The 18,674-nt window shown below is 32.2% G+C and carries 23 protein-coding genes; 5 read left to right on the plus strand and 18 right to left on the minus strand.

Going from position 1 to position 18,674, the window contains the following annotated elements; translation table 11 throughout:
• Positions 1 to 40: 40 nt before the first annotated feature.
• Positions 41 to 1,357 (minus strand): adenosylhomocysteinase, encoded by a 1,317-nt coding sequence (ahcY, locus tag BLW23_RS12090; protein ID WP_093670188.1) that lies wholly within the window; start codon positions 1,355 to 1,357, stop codon positions 41 to 43.
• Between the two features lie 63 nt (positions 1,358 to 1,420).
• Here ahcY and BLW23_RS12095 point away from each other — a divergent pair, with 63 nt between their 5' ends.
• The 5 genes from BLW23_RS12095 (at position 1,421) to arfB (ending at position 4,139) form a co-directional block, all read left to right on the plus strand.
• On the plus strand, positions 1,421 to 2,047 hold the full coding sequence (locus BLW23_RS12095; protein WP_093670190.1) for a 4'-phosphopantetheinyl transferase family protein: 627 nt from the start codon (positions 1,421 to 1,423) through the stop codon (positions 2,045 to 2,047).
• Between the two features lie 56 nt (positions 2,048 to 2,103).
• On the plus strand, positions 2,104 to 2,364 hold the full coding sequence (locus BLW23_RS12100) for a thiamine-binding protein (RefSeq protein ID WP_093670192.1): 261 nt from the start codon (positions 2,104 to 2,106) through the stop codon (positions 2,362 to 2,364).
• Positions 2,348 to 2,977, plus strand: coding sequence for a nicotinamide riboside transporter PnuC (pnuC, locus tag BLW23_RS12105; protein ID WP_093671776.1), 630 nt, complete (start codon positions 2,348 to 2,350; stop codon positions 2,975 to 2,977). The genes BLW23_RS12100 and pnuC overlap by 17 nt, the downstream gene beginning before the upstream one ends.
• Complete coding sequence (locus BLW23_RS12110; RefSeq protein ID WP_093670193.1) at positions 2,941 to 3,594, plus strand: AAA family ATPase; 654 nt, start codon at positions 2,941 to 2,943, stop codon at positions 3,592 to 3,594. The genes pnuC and BLW23_RS12110 overlap by 37 nt, the downstream gene beginning before the upstream one ends.
• Positions 3,595 to 3,737: 143 nt before the next feature.
• Positions 3,738 to 4,139, plus strand: a complete 402-nt coding sequence (gene arfB / locus BLW23_RS12115) for an alternative ribosome rescue aminoacyl-tRNA hydrolase ArfB (RefSeq protein ID WP_093670195.1) — start codon at positions 3,738 to 3,740, stop codon at positions 4,137 to 4,139.
• A 104-nt stretch (positions 4,140 to 4,243) separates the two neighbouring features.
• Here the strand turns inward: arfB and BLW23_RS23250 are convergent, their stop codons facing one another.
• From BLW23_RS23250 to BLW23_RS12195, 17 genes are all read right to left on the minus strand, one after another.
• Positions 4,244 to 4,405, minus strand: coding sequence for a hypothetical protein (locus BLW23_RS23250; protein ID WP_176829812.1), 162 nt, complete (start codon positions 4,403 to 4,405; stop codon positions 4,244 to 4,246).
• A gap of 346 nt (positions 4,406 to 4,751) precedes the next feature.
• Positions 4,752 to 6,458: a coiled-coil domain-containing protein gene (locus BLW23_RS12120; RefSeq protein ID WP_093670197.1), complete on the minus strand. Its 1,707-nt coding sequence runs from the start codon at positions 6,456 to 6,458 to the stop codon at positions 4,752 to 4,754.
• Between the two features lie 44 nt (positions 6,459 to 6,502).
• The gene (locus tag BLW23_RS12125; protein WP_093670199.1) at positions 6,503 to 7,591 is read right to left on the minus strand and encodes a DUF4297 domain-containing protein; all 1,089 of its coding nucleotides are present in this window, start codon (positions 7,589 to 7,591) and stop codon (positions 6,503 to 6,505) included.
• 161 nt (positions 7,592 to 7,752) lie between these two features.
• Positions 7,753 to 7,968, minus strand: coding sequence for a hypothetical protein (locus BLW23_RS12130; protein WP_093670201.1), 216 nt, complete (start codon positions 7,966 to 7,968; stop codon positions 7,753 to 7,755).
• 11 nt (positions 7,969 to 7,979) lie between these two features.
• On the minus strand, positions 7,980 to 8,669 hold the full coding sequence (locus BLW23_RS12135; RefSeq protein WP_093670203.1) for a hypothetical protein: 690 nt from the start codon (positions 8,667 to 8,669) through the stop codon (positions 7,980 to 7,982).
• A 1,337-nt stretch (positions 8,670 to 10,006) separates the two neighbouring features.
• Entirely contained in the window at positions 10,007 to 10,921 is a 915-nt protein-coding gene (locus BLW23_RS12140; RefSeq protein WP_093670205.1) for an alpha/beta fold hydrolase, read from the minus strand.
• Positions 10,908 to 11,903, minus strand: a complete 996-nt coding sequence (locus tag BLW23_RS12145; protein ID WP_093670207.1) for a hypothetical protein — start codon at positions 11,901 to 11,903, stop codon at positions 10,908 to 10,910. Before BLW23_RS12145 ends, BLW23_RS12140 begins: the two co-directional genes overlap by 14 nt.
• Before the next feature lie 122 nt (positions 11,904 to 12,025).
• Positions 12,026 to 12,394, minus strand: a complete 369-nt coding sequence (locus tag BLW23_RS12150) for a nuclear transport factor 2 family protein (RefSeq protein ID WP_093670209.1) — start codon at positions 12,392 to 12,394, stop codon at positions 12,026 to 12,028.
• Between the two features lie 10 nt (positions 12,395 to 12,404).
• Positions 12,405 to 13,148 carry an SDR family NAD(P)-dependent oxidoreductase gene (locus BLW23_RS12155; RefSeq protein WP_093670211.1) on the minus strand — a complete coding sequence of 248 codons (744 nt, stop codon included), beginning with the start codon at positions 13,146 to 13,148 and terminating at the stop codon, positions 12,405 to 12,407.
• A gap of 5 nt (positions 13,149 to 13,153) precedes the next feature.
• The gene (locus BLW23_RS12160; RefSeq protein ID WP_093670213.1) at positions 13,154 to 13,348 is read right to left on the minus strand and encodes a tautomerase family protein; all 195 of its coding nucleotides are present in this window, start codon (positions 13,346 to 13,348) and stop codon (positions 13,154 to 13,156) included.
• Positions 13,349 to 13,460: 112 nt separating this feature from the next.
• Positions 13,461 to 14,036, minus strand: a complete 576-nt coding sequence (locus BLW23_RS12165) for a Crp/Fnr family transcriptional regulator (RefSeq protein ID WP_093670215.1) — start codon at positions 14,034 to 14,036, stop codon at positions 13,461 to 13,463.
• A gap of 193 nt (positions 14,037 to 14,229) precedes the next feature.
• A complete protein-coding gene (locus BLW23_RS12170; RefSeq protein ID WP_093670218.1) occupies positions 14,230 to 14,664 on the minus strand; it encodes a hypothetical protein in 435 nt (144 codons plus the stop codon).
• A gap of 95 nt (positions 14,665 to 14,759) precedes the next feature.
• Positions 14,760 to 15,341 carry a hypothetical protein gene (locus BLW23_RS12175; RefSeq protein ID WP_093670220.1) on the minus strand — a complete coding sequence of 194 codons (582 nt, stop codon included), beginning with the start codon at positions 15,339 to 15,341 and terminating at the stop codon, positions 14,760 to 14,762.
• Between the two features lie 61 nt (positions 15,342 to 15,402).
• On the minus strand, positions 15,403 to 16,197 hold the full coding sequence (locus BLW23_RS12180) for a DUF2314 domain-containing protein (RefSeq protein WP_093670222.1): 795 nt from the start codon (positions 16,195 to 16,197) through the stop codon (positions 15,403 to 15,405).
• A 151-nt stretch (positions 16,198 to 16,348) separates the two neighbouring features.
• Positions 16,349 to 17,125, minus strand: coding sequence for a tetratricopeptide repeat protein (locus BLW23_RS12185; protein ID WP_093670224.1), 777 nt, complete (start codon positions 17,123 to 17,125; stop codon positions 16,349 to 16,351).
• 46 nt (positions 17,126 to 17,171) lie between these two features.
• On the minus strand, positions 17,172 to 17,846 hold the full coding sequence (locus BLW23_RS12190; RefSeq protein ID WP_093670226.1) for a suppressor of fused domain protein: 675 nt from the start codon (positions 17,844 to 17,846) through the stop codon (positions 17,172 to 17,174).
• 195 nt (positions 17,847 to 18,041) lie between these two features.
• Entirely contained in the window at positions 18,042 to 18,674 is a 633-nt protein-coding gene (locus BLW23_RS12195; protein ID WP_093670228.1) for a nitroreductase family protein, read from the minus strand.

Consider the following 18,674-nt stretch of genomic DNA (forward strand, 5'->3'; position numbering starts at 1 on the left):
TTTATATAATTCTTGATTCTAAAAATCTTGTATCGATTTTCTAGTATCTATAGTGTTCTGGCTTGTATGGACCTTCAACAGTAACTCCAATATACTCAGCTTGATCGTTGCGTAATTCTGTTAACTCAACACCAATTTTAGCTAAATGTAATTTTGCTACTTTTTCATCTAAGTGCTTAGGAAGCATATATACTTCATTTTTATAAGCATCAGAGTTATTCCATAATTCAATTTGCGCTAAGGTTTGATTTGTAAACGAGTTAGACATTACAAAACTTGGGTGTCCAGTTGCACAACCTAAGTTTACTAAACGTCCTTCTGCCAATACAATAATATCATTCCCATTCACAGTATACTTATCTACTTGTGGCTTGATTTCAACTTTTGTATTACCATGATTTTCATTTAACCATTCCATTTCAATTTCATTATCAAAATGCCCAATATTACAAACAATCGTTTTATCTTTCATTGCTTCGAAATGCTCCGCACGAACGATATCTTTGTTTCCAGTTGTTGTAATAACAATATCAGCCTTACCAACAACCGTTTCTAATTTCTTTACTTCAAAACCATCCATAGCTGCTTGTAATGCACAAATTGGATCAATTTCAGTAACGGTAACAATACTACCTGCACCTCTAAAAGAAGCCGCTGTACCTTTACCAACATCTCCGTAACCACAAACAATTACTCTTTTACCAGCCAACATTAAGTCAGTAGCTCTTCTAATTGCATCAACAGCCGATTCTTTACATCCGTATTTGTTGTCAAATTTAGATTTCGTTACAGAATCGTTTACATTAATAGCAGGCATTGGTAACGTACCATTTTTCATGCGCTCATATAAACGGTGAACTCCAGTAGTAGTTTCTTCTGATAAACCTTTAATTCCATCCACTAAGTGAGGATATTTATCTAAAACCATATTGGTTAAATCACCACCATCATCTAAAATTAGATTTAATGGCTTCTTATCTTCTCCAAAAAATAATGTTTGTTCAATACACCAATCAAACTCTTCTTCATTCATTCCTTTCCAAGCATATACTGATGTTCCAGCAGCAGCAATTGCAGCAGCAGCTTGATCTTGAGTAGAAAAAATATTACAAGAACTCCAAGTTACTTCAGCTCCTAAAGCTTGTAACGTTTCAATTAAAACCGCAGTTTGGATTGTCATATGCAAACATCCTGCAATTCTAGTTCCTTTTAATGGTTGCTCATCTTTATACTCTTCACGTAAGCTCATTAACCCTGGCATTTCAGCTTCTGCCAATTCTATTTCTTTTCTTCCCCAATCAGCTAAAGAAATATCCTTAACTTTGTACGGAACGTATGTAGCTGTATTTGTGCTCATATTTTTTGTATATTTTTTATCAAACTTTTCGAGCTACAAAGTTACGGAATAACTTTTTAACTTATGCCTCTCTATAAAACTGTAAATGTTAATAATACCACCCAAGTACTAATTTGGAAAATTGAAGAATCATTTGATGATTTATTTTCTGAAATTGACTTAACCGATGCAAGTAAAAATAGGGTTGAAGGAATGAAATCTGATTTGCATCAAAGAGGTTTTTTAAGCATTCGCCATTTATTAAACCTTGTTGGATACACCGATCATGATCTTATTTATGATGAATTTGGAAAACCTCATTTAAAAGATGGCAAATACATTTCTATAACTCACTCTTTTACGTTTACTGGTATTATTGTTTCTTCGGATACTCCTGTTGGTATTGATATTGAAAAAAGGCGCGATAAAATTGTAAAAATTGCACACAAGTTTACTCCTATTGAAGAATATAAGTCAATTGCTAATCACGATGCTTTGGTGAGTAAGCTAACTATTGTTTGGGGAGCAAAAGAAAGTTTGTATAAAATATATGGTAAAAAGAAACTCTTGTTTTTAAACCATATGTATATCGAGGATTTTTCTTTTGATACGGATCAAACTACAGGTAAAATATTATATGAAGGTCAAACTTCGGAATATGAGATTAAATTCTTGGAAATTGAAGACTTTACATGCGTTTATGCGTATTAAACATGTTTTTTCTGAAGTTTAGAAATAAGAACTATTTTTGCTAGAAATCATTTTTAATGAATATCTCAGTAGAACTCACTTTATCTCCACTTCAAAATGAATTTGAAGAACCAATCATCAATTTTATTAAAAAACTTAGAGCCTCAGGATTAACTGTTTTGGAAAATCCTCTAAGCACCCAGGTTTACGGAAACTATGATGAAGTAATGCAGCTATTACAAACTGAAATAAAAAATGTTTTCGAATACATAGACAATGGTCTTATTTTTATTAAGATTGTAAAATCAGACAGAAGTGATTATGAGCCAAATTTTTGATATTCTTTTCGGCCAATATTCTACGTATGATACCTTAGATATTGTTTTAGAAATTACCGCTGTAATTTTCGGTTTTTTGTCGGTCTGGTTCTCTAAAAACAATAATATTTGGGTATTCCCTACAGGAATGATTAGCACCGCTATTTTCGTGTATTTATTGTTAAAATGGGAATTATTAGGGGACATGATGATTAACGCCTATTACTTTATCATGAGTGTATACGGATGGTATATATGGACACGTAAAGTCAATGGAGATCGTGCTACCCCTATTTCAAAAACAACGGCAATAGAAAAACAAATTAGTGTCCTTATTTTTATAGCAACACTTGGGTTTGTTTATTTAGTATATACTATTTTTGATAAATGGAATGACTGGACGGCTTATGCTGATACCATTACAACTGCCATATTTTTTGTAGGAATGTGGTTAATGGCACGACGAAAAATTGAGAACTGGATTTACTGGATTATCGGTAATATTATTTCGGTTCCTCTTTATTTTTATAAGGGTTTCACCTTCACAAGCTTCCAATATTTCATTTTTACATTTGTCGCAATTTCAGGATACAAAGCATGGAAAAAAAATATAAACAGCAACCAATTAATTTAGTCAAAGTTGTTTTGTTCGGGCCGGAAAGTACTGGTAAAACAACACTTTCAGGACAGTTAGCTAGACATTACAATACCGTTTGGGCTCCTGAATATGCAAGGGAGTATTTGCAAGACAAATGGAACAATGAACGTAAAACTTGCGAAGAAAGTGACTTATTGCCTATTGCTGAAGGGCAAATGAAACTAGAAAACGAATTGGCAAAAAAAGCGGATAAAGTACTTGTTTGTGATACGGATCTATTAGAAACGAAAGTGTATTCTGAAGCGTATTATGGAGGTTTTGTGGATCCTACTTTAGATGAAGCAGCCAAATCGAATTCCTATGATATTTACTTTTTAACCTATATTGATACGCCTTGGGAGGCCGACGATTTAAGAGACAGACCTGAGCAACGATTGGAAATGTTTGAAGCTTTTGAAAAGGCTTTAAAAAAATACAATCGCTCGTATGTTTTGTTGAAAGGAGATAAGGAAACTCGATTAAAAAAAGCGGTGGAAGTAATTGACAAGCTACTTGCTGGTAAAGAAAATTTATATTCTTTTTCCAAAACTCTTACCGATTTGGACATGCATTTTATGCATCAAGATAACCCTATGACGAATGATCTTTTTTAATACGATTTGTCATTAAAAATTTCGTGTGTATTAATTGAATTATGTTTTCATTATAATAGGCAACAAAATAAAGCATAGCCTTAGCAATAGAATGCAAAAAGAAACTGTTTATATGGGAAATATTTATTTATAAATTGTATAGAATGCAAAAAGATCAGGTTTTAAAAGAGCTAAGCTTTAAAGCAATTCGTAGTTCTGGTAGCGGTGGACAGCATGTCAATAAAGTATCTTCTAAAGTAGAACTTAGCTTTTCTATTGCTGCTTCAGAAGGACTTTCAGACAACGAAAAAGATAGACTTCTTAAAAAGCTATCGGGTAAATTATCTAAGGAAGGTAGTATTACACTCACCTCTCAAGAGAGTCGTTCACAACACAGAAATAAAGAATTGGTTATTGAACGTTTTTTAAACCTGATTCAACAAGCATTGATTGTTCCGAAGGTTCGAAGGAAAACCAAACCCAGCAGAGCTTCAAAAAGGAAACGATTGGATTCTAAAAAACAGCATTCTGAGAAAAAAGACAATCGTAAAAAGTTTCGGTTTTGATATAGATTCTTTTTTCAATTAGAACTACAGATGTGTAATGATTATTTATAGTTTCTGATCGAGATCTTGTTCTCCTAGAATTGCCATTATCTAATAATGAACACTTAGCCATTAAATAAAGACCTTGATTGATTTAAAATATCTGCTTTACTATCCTTGGTAAGCCCTCTATTTTCAGCTTTCTCAAGTTTAGCACGAATCCAATCTATTTGAGCCTTTAACGATTCATCATCCGGTTCTGTTAAAGAAATACTTTTTTTTGCCATCATTCCAACTTTTGATGTTAATATACGCCAAAAACGAACTATGTCAAAATTATGTACCCAACAGTCATCGTAAAACAGTGTTGATGAACTCAAACAGTATTGCATTGGTGGGAAAGTAAGTGTTTTTATAATTAGGGTTTATAAGTAATACCAAATATCTTTTAGAGCATATTCGGTAGTATATGTTTATCTCTAAAGAAAAATCAATACCATTCTTCTAAAAAAAGCCATGTTGAAAACGATTATCTAATTTAAGAATACATTTTTTTGGTTATTTCCGACGTACTTGCAACGAATCAGGCAACAAGGCATATAGCGTTAGCCTATCGGCACGCCATATGCTTAGTTATTGTGCCCCGTTTTCATTTATTGTAGATTCTAAATAAGGCTTCATTTCGTTAAATACTTTCCCAAACTGTTCCTTAAGTAGAAGACTTCTTTTTTCAGTCAATTCTATTATATTACTTTTTTCTATTTCAGCAGTATCGGGTAATTCTTCAAGTGCCAGAATAAGCTGCGAATCTTTTGGTTGCTGTGATAAAATGAAATCTATCAAAATTGGTAAATTCTCACTGTCTTGACCCTGCTGATTTGGTGAATCAATAACAATAGGACAAAATGCAGAAGAGCCTTCTTTTCGTATTGTATGAAGGATACTATAGTAGTAAGCCATTAAAGCTCTTGGCATGGCACTACCTGATTCCTTGATACTTGCATCAATTCTTGAATAAGACTTTTCAGATAAAGAATGAACATTAAGCTTTTTCAAAAAGCGAGACATCAATTCTCTATAATCTGTTTTAATCCTATTTGACCTTTTGCGGTCTTCAAATCTTTTAACATCTGCTTCATATTCCTTCTGTAGCAATAACTTTGATTTCAGTTCTTCTTCATACTCACTAATCTCGCTTTCGAACAGTTTTCTTATTTCTTTTTTACCCTCACTTTCAATTACATCTTTGAGTTTTACTTTCTCTTTTTTACTTTCTAACTGCTTTTGAATTTCGACTATGGTTTTATTATTAGTCGAAAACTTGTTGTTAGTTTTTTCTATTTTACCCTTAACAGCAGATAATTCTTCTTTTAATTCTATAATTAAGTCTAAACACCTTTGTTCATCTTTTGCAATTCCAAAACGTTCTGAAAAATTATTTTCATAATCAGCTCCGCAGCTTGGGCAAGAAACGACTTCCTCTAAGTTATTTACAGCGAATTCATAATCACTATTTGTTTCACTTAAAGCCTTTTGTGTGATAATTAATTGAGATTCTATGTTGATTTTATGATTATAAAGATGTGTTAACTCATGTTTTAGCTGGTTTTGAGATTTATTTAAAACTTCACAATTCACAAGTAATTCAGTGATTTGAATTTGAAAATCTTCGATATCAATATTGAAGTCAATCTTCGATAATTTTTCCTTTAAGTTTTTAAGTAAACTACGTACAATTGCTAAATCTTTATCTATTTCCGATATCCCAATATTAACTAGACTTAATTCATTTTTCGCTTCATAAAATTTATTAGGTCGAATTCCAGTATGATAATTTACAATACTCGTTTTAGCATTAGGAAGATATAGTTTAGAGAATGAAGACCAGTTTGCTGTCCAACTCTTATCTTGGTCAGCATAGTAAGGGAGTAATAGGTAAGCAGGCGGAGGCGTTACTATTTCACCTTTTTTGTTAGGTAACTGAATTTTAAAATCAAAAAGTGAAGTGAAATATTCGGACAAATCTGAAACCTTACCAAAAGCTTCTAATTGATTTTTGTTATTATCAAATATGCTGTAACTCTTACCATTTCTTAAGATATGCAGAGTTTCATTTTCAATAGAAAATTCAATTAATGAAATTACATTTGCATCCCTCCAATTAGGATGAAGGTTCTGTGGTTCAGCACCAAAAGTCTGATATATAGACTTTAATAAACAGGATTTACCTGTACTATTTCTTCCTAGTATTATCGTTCTTTTGCTGTTGAAGTTTACTTCTCGTGCCTTGTCCTCTTTTAGTGACAATAGTAGCATCCTCTTTAATTTGAACTCCTTCATTTTTCCAATTTCTTAGGGTTCTAACTAGTTGTTTAAAATTCCCTTTATTCATATATTATATATAAAACCATGGCTGCAATTAAGTCTTTATTGAGACTGATACTGGCAAGGTTTGTAGTGTTTAATTCAGAAACTATTTGCTGTTGGCAGTCTAACAGACTAGAATTTTCAGCAAAAGTCAGCTTAGATTTTGTCTTTCGAATTTGATCTTCAACTTTTTTAAATGCCTTGTCGTTATAGGACATTTTTTTAAGCTCATAAATCCTTGATTGTGTCTTAAAAGATTGTACAATTTGAAAATTCACTCCCTCAGCATTTAACCTGTTTTCAATAGATAGGGTGGTTTTAGGTATGGAGTTAGAGCTTTCTAATTCTTTTATGTATTTATCAAAGTCATTTCGACTAATTGATTTCTTTGCTTTTAACTCTTCAAAATTTGTCACAGATTTTTCATAATCAGTCTTCATTTTGATTTCGTCAAAAATTGATTTGTACAGAGGAGCAATCTTATAGCTTAGCTCTGAGAAGTTATTGTCCAAAAAATCAACAATTCTAGCCTTTGCTAAGTCAGAATGTTTGTCAATGTCTAATTCTCCTAGTTTGAAAAAAGTAATTTTTTCAAAGTCTTTCAAATCATTTAGTGAGTGTTCGCTTTTTAGTGCGTCTATAATTTTATTAAGCTCTATATTTCTTAATTCTGACACACAAAATCCAGAAGTGTCTTCACATTTATTATTATCCGCCAACACACCTTTAACCTTGTTATTAGTAATAAAGTTTAGTGATTCAACATTATCGCCAAATTTGACTAAGTGATCGAAAAGCTTACCAAGGGGTGAGTTAAGAAGAGATGTTTTGCCTTTTTTTTGCTTAATTAATTGGTTTAATGTCCAATGATTTTTTTTGTTAGTCTTTACTTGATAAAACGAAATTTTAGTTGGGTCTGAAGATGAATCAAAAATTATGATGTCATCATGATGTTCTAACGTCAAAAGATAATCTTCTGGTTTAGAATGTAATTCCAGCAGTTTACAAATTGCCCAGTCTTTTTGAAAATCAAATCTATTTGAAGATGATGAACCACTATTTTCTCTTGGTCTGGTGGAAATAATGTTTTGTTTAAGTTCACTCATTCTTTAAAGTTTGTTCTAATGGGGTACAACGGTCTCGTATAAGAATAGTAGCGGATTTTACTCACTTACTTTTCGTTTAAACACAGACCTTTTTTATATTCACTTACTTTCGTTTTAGCGATTAAACCGCTATTATTTTTATACAATGTTGTGGTGCGTTTTTATGGCATAGGGTATTTGCATTCCTCATCTTTTTTCGATTCAGATGCTACCTTCTCAACATTAAACCAACCATCAGTTTGTCCTTCGTAAATCTTTTCCTCACATTCTGGACAATAAGCTTCTTCAGTTGCTTTTGTTTCCGAAAACATTAGTTTTTCTTCTCGGATTTCTGATTCCGATTTACAATTTTCGCATTCTACTGTTATAATTTCCATTCCTATACGTTTTAGAGAAATAATCTTTTTAAATCAGGAACAGATACTTGGTTTAAGTAATTGTCCCGACAAAAACATCCATTACAAGTTCTTGTTTTAAATTTATTTTTTAGTGGGGGATTAATTTTTAAAGTTTCTTTTAAATCAGCCATTGCTTGATTGAAAAAGACAAGTCCAGTTTTGGTTATTTGGACAGCAGGATTGTCAACAATAACTTCTTCAACATAATCCATAAGAATTGAATCCATATTATTTTTGATTGTTGTCATTTTTCGTTGTCTTTGATACTGTTCCCAATTTTCGCTCAATTCCTCAACTGAAACGAAATATTTTTGCTTGTCCGTCATTTCTACATTCCAATTTATCGGATTGTCTTTTGTAACCCAAACATCTAAATCTATCTCATTTAAAAAATCGGTCGTTAATTTAAAAAGTACTGGACCATAATAGTTTTGACGACTAAAGTATGTATGAAGGTCAACTGTATCTAAAAAAACATCATTCCAAACATCAAATACTTTATCAATTGCGTCTGATGATTGAGGCGTTTGGTTAAGACCTTTTGATTCTACAGCACCACGAGACATTAAACCTCCTTGTTCGATAAAAGTTCGTGATGTGCCAACAGTATTTGCGTGATACAAATGATGTATTCCTTTTTCGCTTAATAAATTATATAAATCTTTATTATTTAGTTTCATTGTTTCTTAAATGCACCACAACTAGTTATATCCAAACAAATACACCAGTCATCCATTTTATATTCCCAGATAACCAAACCTTTTGGGTTTTGTTATCCATTCAATTAATTATTAAAAAAGCCTTGCTAAAAAGGAAAAGATTACTTTTAGAAAAGAAATATGGAAGCATGCGGTTAAAACATAGATATTTCTTTAGATTTTGTAGTATTTCGTTAATTTTTTAGTGTTGCTTTTTCTTTACGAGACTAAACTATAAAAAACAGTTCAAATTTCCTTGCGGGTTCCCGTAAACACCTTGTTTTTAATTGTAAATGTTGAGTTTTTAGTATTGAGTTTTAAATGTTAAATTTTGAATTATGAGTGTTCACGCTAGTCTTTACGACTTTAGCAGAAATCTAAACCTACTTCAGTATAAAAAAAGAAATGAGATTTCTCAGTCGTTGCCTTCTTCGAAATGACGCTGCTTTAATTTTGAGTGTTGAGTTTTGAGTATTAACACGAGTCATTTCGACTTTAGGAGAAATCTAAACCAACTTCAGTAATAAAAATAGCAACGAGATTTCTCAGTCGTTACCTTCTTCGAAATGACACTGTTTTAATTTTGAGTGTTGAGTTATCAGTGATCAATGTTTAATTATGAATGTTGAATTTTAGATGTCTAGTCTTTTGTTATCGTCATTACGAACGTAGCCAAAGCGAAGTGAAGTAATCTTCCAAAATTGAGTTCTAAAGTTAATCGGAAATATCAAGAAACAGATTGCTTCGTCGCATACTCCTCGCAATGACCTTCCTTTTAATAATTATCAATGTTGAATTTCGAGTTTTAAGTGTTTGTACTAGTCATTTTGGCCTTGGGAGAAATCTAAACCAATATCAGTACTAAAAATAGTAATAAGATTTCTCAGTCGTTGCCTTCTTCGAAATGACACTGCTCGAATTTTGAGTGTTGAGTTATCAGTGATCAATGTTTAATTATGAATGTTGAATTTTAGATGTCTAGTCTTTTGTTATCGTCATTACGAACGTAGCCAAAGCGAAGTGAAGTAATCTTCCAAAATTGAGTTCTAAAGTTAATCGGAAATATCAAGAAACAGATTGCTTCGTCGCATACTCCTCGCAATGACCTTCCTTTTAATAATTATCAATGTTGAATTTCGAGTTTTAAGTGTTTGTACTAGTCATTTCGACCTTGGGAGAAATCTAAACCAATATCAGTACTAAAAATAGTAATAAGATTTCTCAGTCGTTGCCTTCTTCGAAATGACACTGCTCGAATTTTGAGTGTTGAGTCAACAATGATCAATTATCAGTGATCCGTGATCATTATTATTTATTCTTTAAGGATGATAAAAAGCCAATACCGAATCTAGCCAGATACTGGGTAAACCTAACTGCCCGAAGTGTCCAACTCCTTTCATAATGCTTAGTTGCGCATTTGGACAAACCTTTTTCTTTAAATGATAAGCTATTTCAACTTTTGCTACCTCATCTTTGTCTCCCCAACAAATATGAACAGGAATTTCTGTATTTTTTAATGCAGGTAACCAACGTTTTGCTTCGTATTTCCTTCTATCCAAAATGTATTTTATGGTAAGATGGGTTACTCGCTTTCCTTTGTTATAGGTCGTCATATCCCATAATCGCGTGATTTCTTTTTCATCTAAAGGGCTATCACCATGTGCGCTTCTAATTTGATGACGAAAAATCCATTTGGTAGAGATCTTCGCTAAGTACTTCCCGAGTTTTGTTAACAATAACTTCTGCATTATTCTTAAATCTGCCAATTCAAGAACAACACTTCCATTGGTAAACGTATAGCTCTTAAATCCGTCAGAGAATGTATTTGGAAGACTTTTTTCAACTTCTCTAGCCACTAATTCGGTTGCCACACTATTTCCCATATCATGCGCCAATAAATGCCCTCCAGTAACACCAAAATGCTTCCATACCTCTAAGGCTACATCTGCTTGTTCTAATAATGAATACGAATATCCTTTTATGGGTTTATCGCTAAAACCATAGCCTGGAAAATCAAATAAAACAATGCGTTCGAAATGGTTTGACAATCCATTTAACACCAAATGATAGGAAAATGAGCTCTCAGGAAAGCCATGCAATAATAACAGTGTCTTGTCAGAAGAGGCCGAAGAATTTCCAACTTCCTTTGCAAATATTTTTAGTCCGTTTGCCTTGTTCGAGTTGATATAAACTCCAGAGACTTCCCATTCTTTTAATTCTTTATCCTTCATCATTTGAATCTGTTGTTTGTTTTAAAATCCAATTCATCATTTCTTTTTTATCAATAGCATTCCATGTACCTTGTGTGCTCTTCATTTCTGAAGGATTATCTTCAGGCTGCAAAATGATTAACTCGGTATTTTCATTTCCTCTAAGATTTAGTTCTGCCAAAAAACCAACGATATCCGTTACGTTGTTCTCATAGAGAGTTCTGAAGTACTTTTTTAATCTGTAGTGAATCGCAGGTTCAGCATAAGCTCTTATCGCATAGTTTTTGTACAGATCAACATTGTTATTTTCAAGATTGGAATAGCTATATGAAGAAAAATCGTGATAGTGTTGCGGTGCAGTTTCGGGCGTGCCTTTTAAATGAGTTTCTAGCATATAGTTCATAAACTTCGGTTCCCAAAGATTAATTTTATTAATACGAATATCCCGTTCGTGCTGATGCCATTTCCTTGTAAAATCTAAAGTAAAATTGCACATTACAATTCCTTTGATGTCAAGCTGAAAATCAGCATTAGATTCCTTCATATATTTAATATACTGCATGGCTCTATGCCCAACTAAACTCGTACCTAAAAAGAATACATTTCTATTAGGTAATTTATGTTTTAAAAAAGCTTCTTTAATTAACTCTTCAGCAGAAAGCATGGATGATTTATCAAAATAAAAGTCAAGAGGAACTTCCGTTGACACAGACAATACGGCAAAGCCGTTTATATCTGCTTGGTTATATAGTTGTTTTGCACTCCTGTTCTTTTTGTCATACTCTGAACCTTCTAGAAAAACAAGAACACCTTTTACCGTCTTCTTTTTCGGAAGCATCAGTGTATATCCACTTTTGATAAAAGGCAAGAAGTCTGTATCTCCTTTTCCAATTCGTATGCTATCGTTCTTTAAAGGCTTGTATTCCTCAACAATTTTCTGAGAGAAAGCTTCATAACAAGAAACAAATAAGATGATTAAAAAGATTAACTTAAAGTTCGTTTTCATGGTAGCTGTTTTAATACCTGAGGAACTAAAGTTAGGGTTTTATTTTAAATTTATCTATAATACCAAAGAAACATAGCCCCTATTTAAGGTTCTATGTTCCTTTAGAAACTGCCTGTAACTTTTTACGCTACATGAGTAAATATTTTATTCACAATTTTCCAATGATTATCAATTTTCACCAAAGACAAATAATCATAGTAATTATAGCCTAACATTGGCACATGTGCTTTAACCATGGCAGTATTACCAATGACATCAACTCCAATAATATTCATTTTAAAAGTCTCATTTAACTCCGATGGACTCTGTCTGTTCTTAACTCCTTCAACATACTCCTGTACATTTTTCAAATAGGCCTCACCTTTTATGTCTCCATGAATTAACGTATTTTCATAAAAACAGTTTTCTAATTTCTTAACTTCTCCATAAAAAATTCCTTCGAAATAGTTCTCAATTAAACTTTCTATTTCTAGCATGTTTTCCTTGTACATAATTATTTATTTAAAGTGAATGTCCGATGGTATGCCCACCAGCTACGTTAATAGTTTCTCCTGTTACAAAATTGGAGCTAGCCAAATAATAAGCCGCCTCAGCTACTTCATAAGCTTCCCCTATTCTTTTCAACAAATGCAATCCTGCCAAACTATCGGCATTTTCAATTCCTATTTTTCCTTGCAAAGGACTTCTTATAATTCCTGGAGCAATTGTATTTACCTTAATATTATTTTTACCAAATTCAGTAGCCAATTGTCTAGTTAGTGAATGAATAGCTCCTTTACTTGTAAGGGGAGCTGAAGCCGGAAACCCTTCAATAGCATGATCTACTAAAACGGTTCCTAAATTAATTATTGAGCCATTGTTTTGCTTGATCATTTCAGGAATTACTGCCTGCGATGCGAAATAAGTCCCCTTCAAATTGACATTCCAATAAAACTCTAAATCCTTTTCTTCAACATCTAAAAATGGCTTTGGAGAAAACACGCCTGCGTTATTGATTAATACATCAATAGTGTTGAACTTTTCCAAAGCTAAACGTACTAGTTTTTTACTCGTTTCTTTCTTGCTAATATCTCCAGCGAGATAAGCTGCATTCGAAGGAGCTCCTAATTCTTCATAACTCTCTTTAAGCTTTTCTTCATTTGAAGAGTTCATAACCACATTACTGCCTCTTTCTATAAAATATTTGGCTATTTCTTTACCAATTCCTGATGATGCTCCTGTAACAATTACTGTTTTGTTTTCCATTTCAATTATTTTTTAGTTCCTAAATATTGTTCTCCATTAACTCCCCAATTCTCAATAGGGATTTCTTCAATTACTACATGGGTTGTTTCTGGGTTTTTATGAAGAATATCAACTACTAAGGAAGTGGCTCCAGCTATCAATCTACGTTTTTGTTCTGTTGTTACTTCTTCATCTGTAACTTTAATATTAATGTATGGCATAACTTTTTATGAAATTATTGTCCTACAAAATTGATGAGAAATTGAAACTATGGAAAGGAGGTTTGTCACCTATTTTAGGTGATATAGGTCACATTATATCAGGAAAAGAATATTATGAATTCAATCTGCTTAGAGTTTCTCTCGAAACACCTAAATAGGCGGCTATCATTTTTTTGGGAACTCGCTGAAAAAGCTTCGGATATTGCTCGAGAAGAAGTTCATAGCGCTCTTTGGTTGAATTTCTTAGTAAGGATAGCACTCTATTTTGGAGGGCTATTCGTCCAAACTTACTTTTTTTGGCCCAAAAACGCTCCATCTTGTGCATTTGAGAAGTCAACTTTTCTCTATTTTCAAAAGAGATGTATAATAACTCACTATCTTCTATACAATCGATATAAGTTTTAGACCTCTGTTGTGTCACAAAGGATTCATAATCGGTTATCCACCAATTTTCCATTCCGAATTGAAGAATATGTTCCTTGCCGGAATCATCAACGAAATAGCTCTTTAAACATCCTTTTATTATCCAAAATTCTTTCGATACAACTTCACCTTTCTGTACAATGTATTGATGTTTTCGCTTTTTAATGGTAGTAAAATGCCCTAAAATAAAATCGAACTCTTCGTCTGTAAGATCTACAATTTCTTCGATATGTTTTCGTAGTGGATGCATAATTTTCAAAGTCATTTATTAAACTTCATCTTAATCTCTAAAAGGACTTTTCTTGCTATTTACAATGTTTTGGAAAGCCTTTGTTTATATTTTACTTTACTATAATGAAGTTAAGATTATTAGTATTCTATTCATTGATTATCATTAATTCCTTCAGGTATCTGAATTTCACTCTTGAAATGTTTTTCTATAACTAAAAATGTCAATGCTATAAAATTCTCAACCACCACTTGATAGTTTGGAGTTTATCTTTTTCTATTTCGTTTAAATTGCTCTTTTCAAATTCAATCAAACCATTCCTAACAATTTCTATTCCATAGTTTTCTCTTATCCAAAAAGGAAATTCTTCAATACTTTTATTCCAGTTCTGCAAAGTTGATTTTAAAACAGTTACCACATCTAATTCCGTCTTAGGACAGTATTCATTTAATATAATACCAGCATATTTTTGATCTATATGTTCAGTTAGAGGCCTTTGGTTATTCCCAATCACATATAAAACGCTGGAAACAACTATATCATTTGAAACATTATTTAATCTTTGAATGAATTGACGAATTCGTAAATCACCAATTTGATCAATTAAATCGATGGATTTGTAAAACTCGTCTTGAAACTCTTCTAATGTTTTTGGAATATTCATTTTTCTTTAAATACTGCGAAATCTACACTCTCTTTCAATTATTTAATTAACTACTCCACGTTTTTTCCCATTGAAAAAATATTCTTTACAAAAAATTATTTTTTAACCCTTTTGCCATTTTTGTACTCTGTTATTTTCTCTTTTCCTTTTTTACACACACAATATTCTTTCCCATTCTTCTTTCCATCAACATAGATAGCTCTATAAATGAGTTTTTCTCCTTTTTCATCATATTCTAACTCTATTCCGTGCTTCTTTTTTCCTTTGTATTGGCAACTATATGTTAACTTTCCCTTATTAAAAATCTGAACAAAAATTTTCTTTCCATCTTCATCATAAGTCATAGTTCTGAAAAGAGACTTATCCAGTCTATAATCATTTTCTTTTGAAACTACATTTGGTTTCCTCGAATTATAAATTGTTTCATTTGAAACTCTTACCTGTTTTCCATTAAAATACTGTTTACTCCACAAGATAACACCGTTGTCATAAGCTTCCTCATAAACCAAATGATTATTCTTTCTTTTCCTGTGTGCCACTCCAGAGAATAGCGCATCATTTATGTTTTTATACACCAATTCATTATAAACATATAATTCTTTATAATCAACTACCTCCTGAGAGAATAAATGTTGACTAAAAAAAGCTATAGCAAGTATTAATAGCATTTTTTTCATTTTCTGATTTTTAACGCAATATCATATTCAAAATTCTTGGCAGGGAATGGTTCTCTCAGTTCTACTCAAAAACTTCAATCAAATGCTCCCAACCCATAGCTTCTGCATATTCCAAGGCTGTTTTTCCACTGCCAGACTTTATATCTTTATCAGCACCTTGCTCTAATAAAATTTTGATACCTATTTTATTTCCCGCAATTGCTTCTTTGTGCAACAGAGACAGTCCATCATCATCGATTATCGTTAATTCTTCAGGGTTATCTTTTAAAAACTCAGACATTTTTTCAGTCATGTTCTTACTCATTGGATGTTCTGCAAGGTTTTCAGGTTTCTCTTTTTGTTCGTATACTAATAAAACCTCGTTATAATCACCGAAATCCAGTCCCCAAGTAGTATCATGATGTTCTCTTTCCTGATCGTTCATTCCTGAGCGCATAACTTGAATTGTAAATCCGCCATAGGTTTTACCTTTAATTGAAATCATCCAATCGCCAATCTCATCGATTTTACGCGTAACAATATCTCCTTTATCAACATTGGTTAATCTATTAGGTTGATTGACCAATTCTCCTGTAATCACTTCTCCATTAAAGCTTATATTATTAACCCACATATGTTCCACAAGAGTTTCCTTCTCTCTAGAAAATTTCTGTTGAAATGGAACTTTAACCATCGCAAAGTCATGCGCAGGAACAATTCTTCTCTGCTCCCAATATAACTCTCTCCAAAAATATTTAAAGTTCGTTTGAGCATCGAGTGACGCTTGTTTCATTAACTCATCTTGTTGAGCATAAAAAACATTCTTATTTCTTCCTTGAATTTTCTTTTTACCAAATAAAGTTGAAAATAGCCCCATTTTTCTAAGTTTAAATTAAAGCAGTTTTTGCTTTGTGTTAGTTGATTAATTTTTACCAAAATTGCACAAAAAAGCCCAATAATAAATGTTATTGAGCGTTTTTTAATATGATTCTTGTCTCAAAGTTTCCCTTTATACATTTTCAAAAACCTTATTTCTCACCTTTTTTACTACCACAATAACTATAGATTAAATCTTCAACTGAATTATCTCCAAGCTTTTTTGCTTTTTTTAAGTCTCGGCAAGCATGTCGAGTTTCACTTCTGCTCGGTTGTAAATTCCCTCTTCCAGTCAAAAGATTAATCTTAGCGGTTCCACGATTCGCAATTGCTTGAACATAATTCGGTTTAAGTTTAGTCGCTTCATTATAATCTTTAATGGATTGCTCATAATTTCCTTGCATATCATTTGAAACACCGCGAATAAAATATAATTCTGGGTCTCTTGGATTTATTTTTAAATACTGATCACAATTTTTTATTACCTCATCAAACTTCCTTTCAGAATAATGAATCCGAGCCAACCAATATAAAGCGGACTCCATCATTCCTTCATTACTTTTTGTGTCAACAACATAGGTGTAATCCTCTTTCGCTTCTTTATAATTTCCTGAATACATTCTTGATAAACCTCTATCAATAAAAGAAGCCATATCAGTACTATCTAATTTGATTGCATTAGTAAAATCAGCTATAGCCAAATCATATTTGCCTAAACGATTATAGGACAGCCCTCGATTAATATAACACGTTTTTTGAATTGATGTTTCTTCAATAATTGTCATCAATTTTGTATAATTCTCGATGGCTTCTTCATAATTTCCAGATTTGTAGTTGGAAATTCCTTTATTGTACAGCACAATTGAATCATTTTGTCCATTGATATAAATTGATACTAAAAGAAAAATTATTGTTAATTTTAATTTCATAGACTTAATTTATTAAGAAGATTTTATTTTGTAATATAAACTAAGATTACACCACAGATTTACGATTAGTAGATAACTTATAGTAACCTTGCTTCATTAGCTTTTCTGCAATTTCAATTCTTCCTTTGGCTCCATTTTCCATAATAAAATCTAGCTCTTTTTTGGTCAAAATCGACACATTAACTAGAGAGACCTCTTCAATACTCAATTGTATTTTACTGGAAACCTCATTTGTTTTTAGTCCCAATAAAACACCTACTTCTCCAGCCTCGTTTAAAAATTGACTCGGTAAATCAATTCCATTCACTACCGATGAGATGTAGGTATAATCATTTAAGGTATATGATATATTTGGATTCGATGCCGCCATTCTACTAACCTGACTTAAAACTTTAAACTCCCAAGAGTCTATAATCTCCTGAATATTTTTATACTTACTATCCGTTATTGTATACAATTCAATACCGACACCATTGTAATTCTGGTTTTCAGGATTGGTATCATAATCATCATAAGGGTCAGTCAAACCATCAGAAGCGATAATGGTTCCGTTTTCAAGTTGAACTCCTATATGTGCTTGTCTTAATGATGGCCATCGTGGTCCTCCCATAAAAGAAGGATTTATCATGTTTCCAACAACATCGGAAAATAATTCACCTGTAGTTTTCCAATAGTGTTCTCTTTTTTCACATGAAAGTTTAAAATGCTCTTCGTAGTTCATAGTGTTTGTTTTATCAATTTTCGATTTCGAATGTTGCTGATTTATGCTGTAAAATTACTGTTTTTCGAATAATACAAAACAACTCATACTACAAATAATAGCGGACCATAAGACACTTTAAATTGCGAAACATTCATTTTACAACTTACCACTTATAAACCGCTATTAATTAAAATATAATATTACGAAGAGAATTTATTCTACAACAGTAATTAAATCTTCTTTACTTTTCCTCACCTTTTTAAGATTCACCAGCCAATCATTTTTTACGTCTCTATAACCCAAAGGAAGCAAAACGCAGCTTCTTAATCTCTCTTTTTTGAGATCTAAAATTTCATCCAACGCATTTGCATCGAAGCCTTCCATTGGTGTTGCATCTACCTCCTCGAAGGCAGCGGCAGCAATGGCCTGTGAAAAAGCGATATAAGCTTGTTTCGCAGCATGATTAAAGTTTACTTCTGGATCTCTTTGAGGATAATTACTCAATAACATTTGTCTGTAGTTTTCCCAACCTTCATTTTTGAATCCTCGAACTTCATTTACAAGATCGAACATTTTGTTAATCCTAGCTTCTGTATAATTATCCCAAGCTGCAAAAACCAATAAATGAGAACAATCAGAAACAACAGCCTGATTCCATGCTATTGCCTTAATTTTATCTTTTACCTCTTGATTTGTGACTACATACACTTCAAAAGGTTGTAATCCACTAGACGTTGGAGCTAATGATATTGCTTCAATAATAGTATCAATCTTTTCTTGAGAGATTTTTTGGCGATTCATTGCTTTCGTTGCATAACGCCAATTCAATTTATTTATTAATTCCAT

Origin of the sequence: Tenacibaculum sp. MAR_2009_124, assembly GCF_900105455.1 — a bacterium.
Taxonomy (GTDB): Bacteria; Bacteroidota; Bacteroidia; order Flavobacteriales; family Flavobacteriaceae; genus Polaribacter.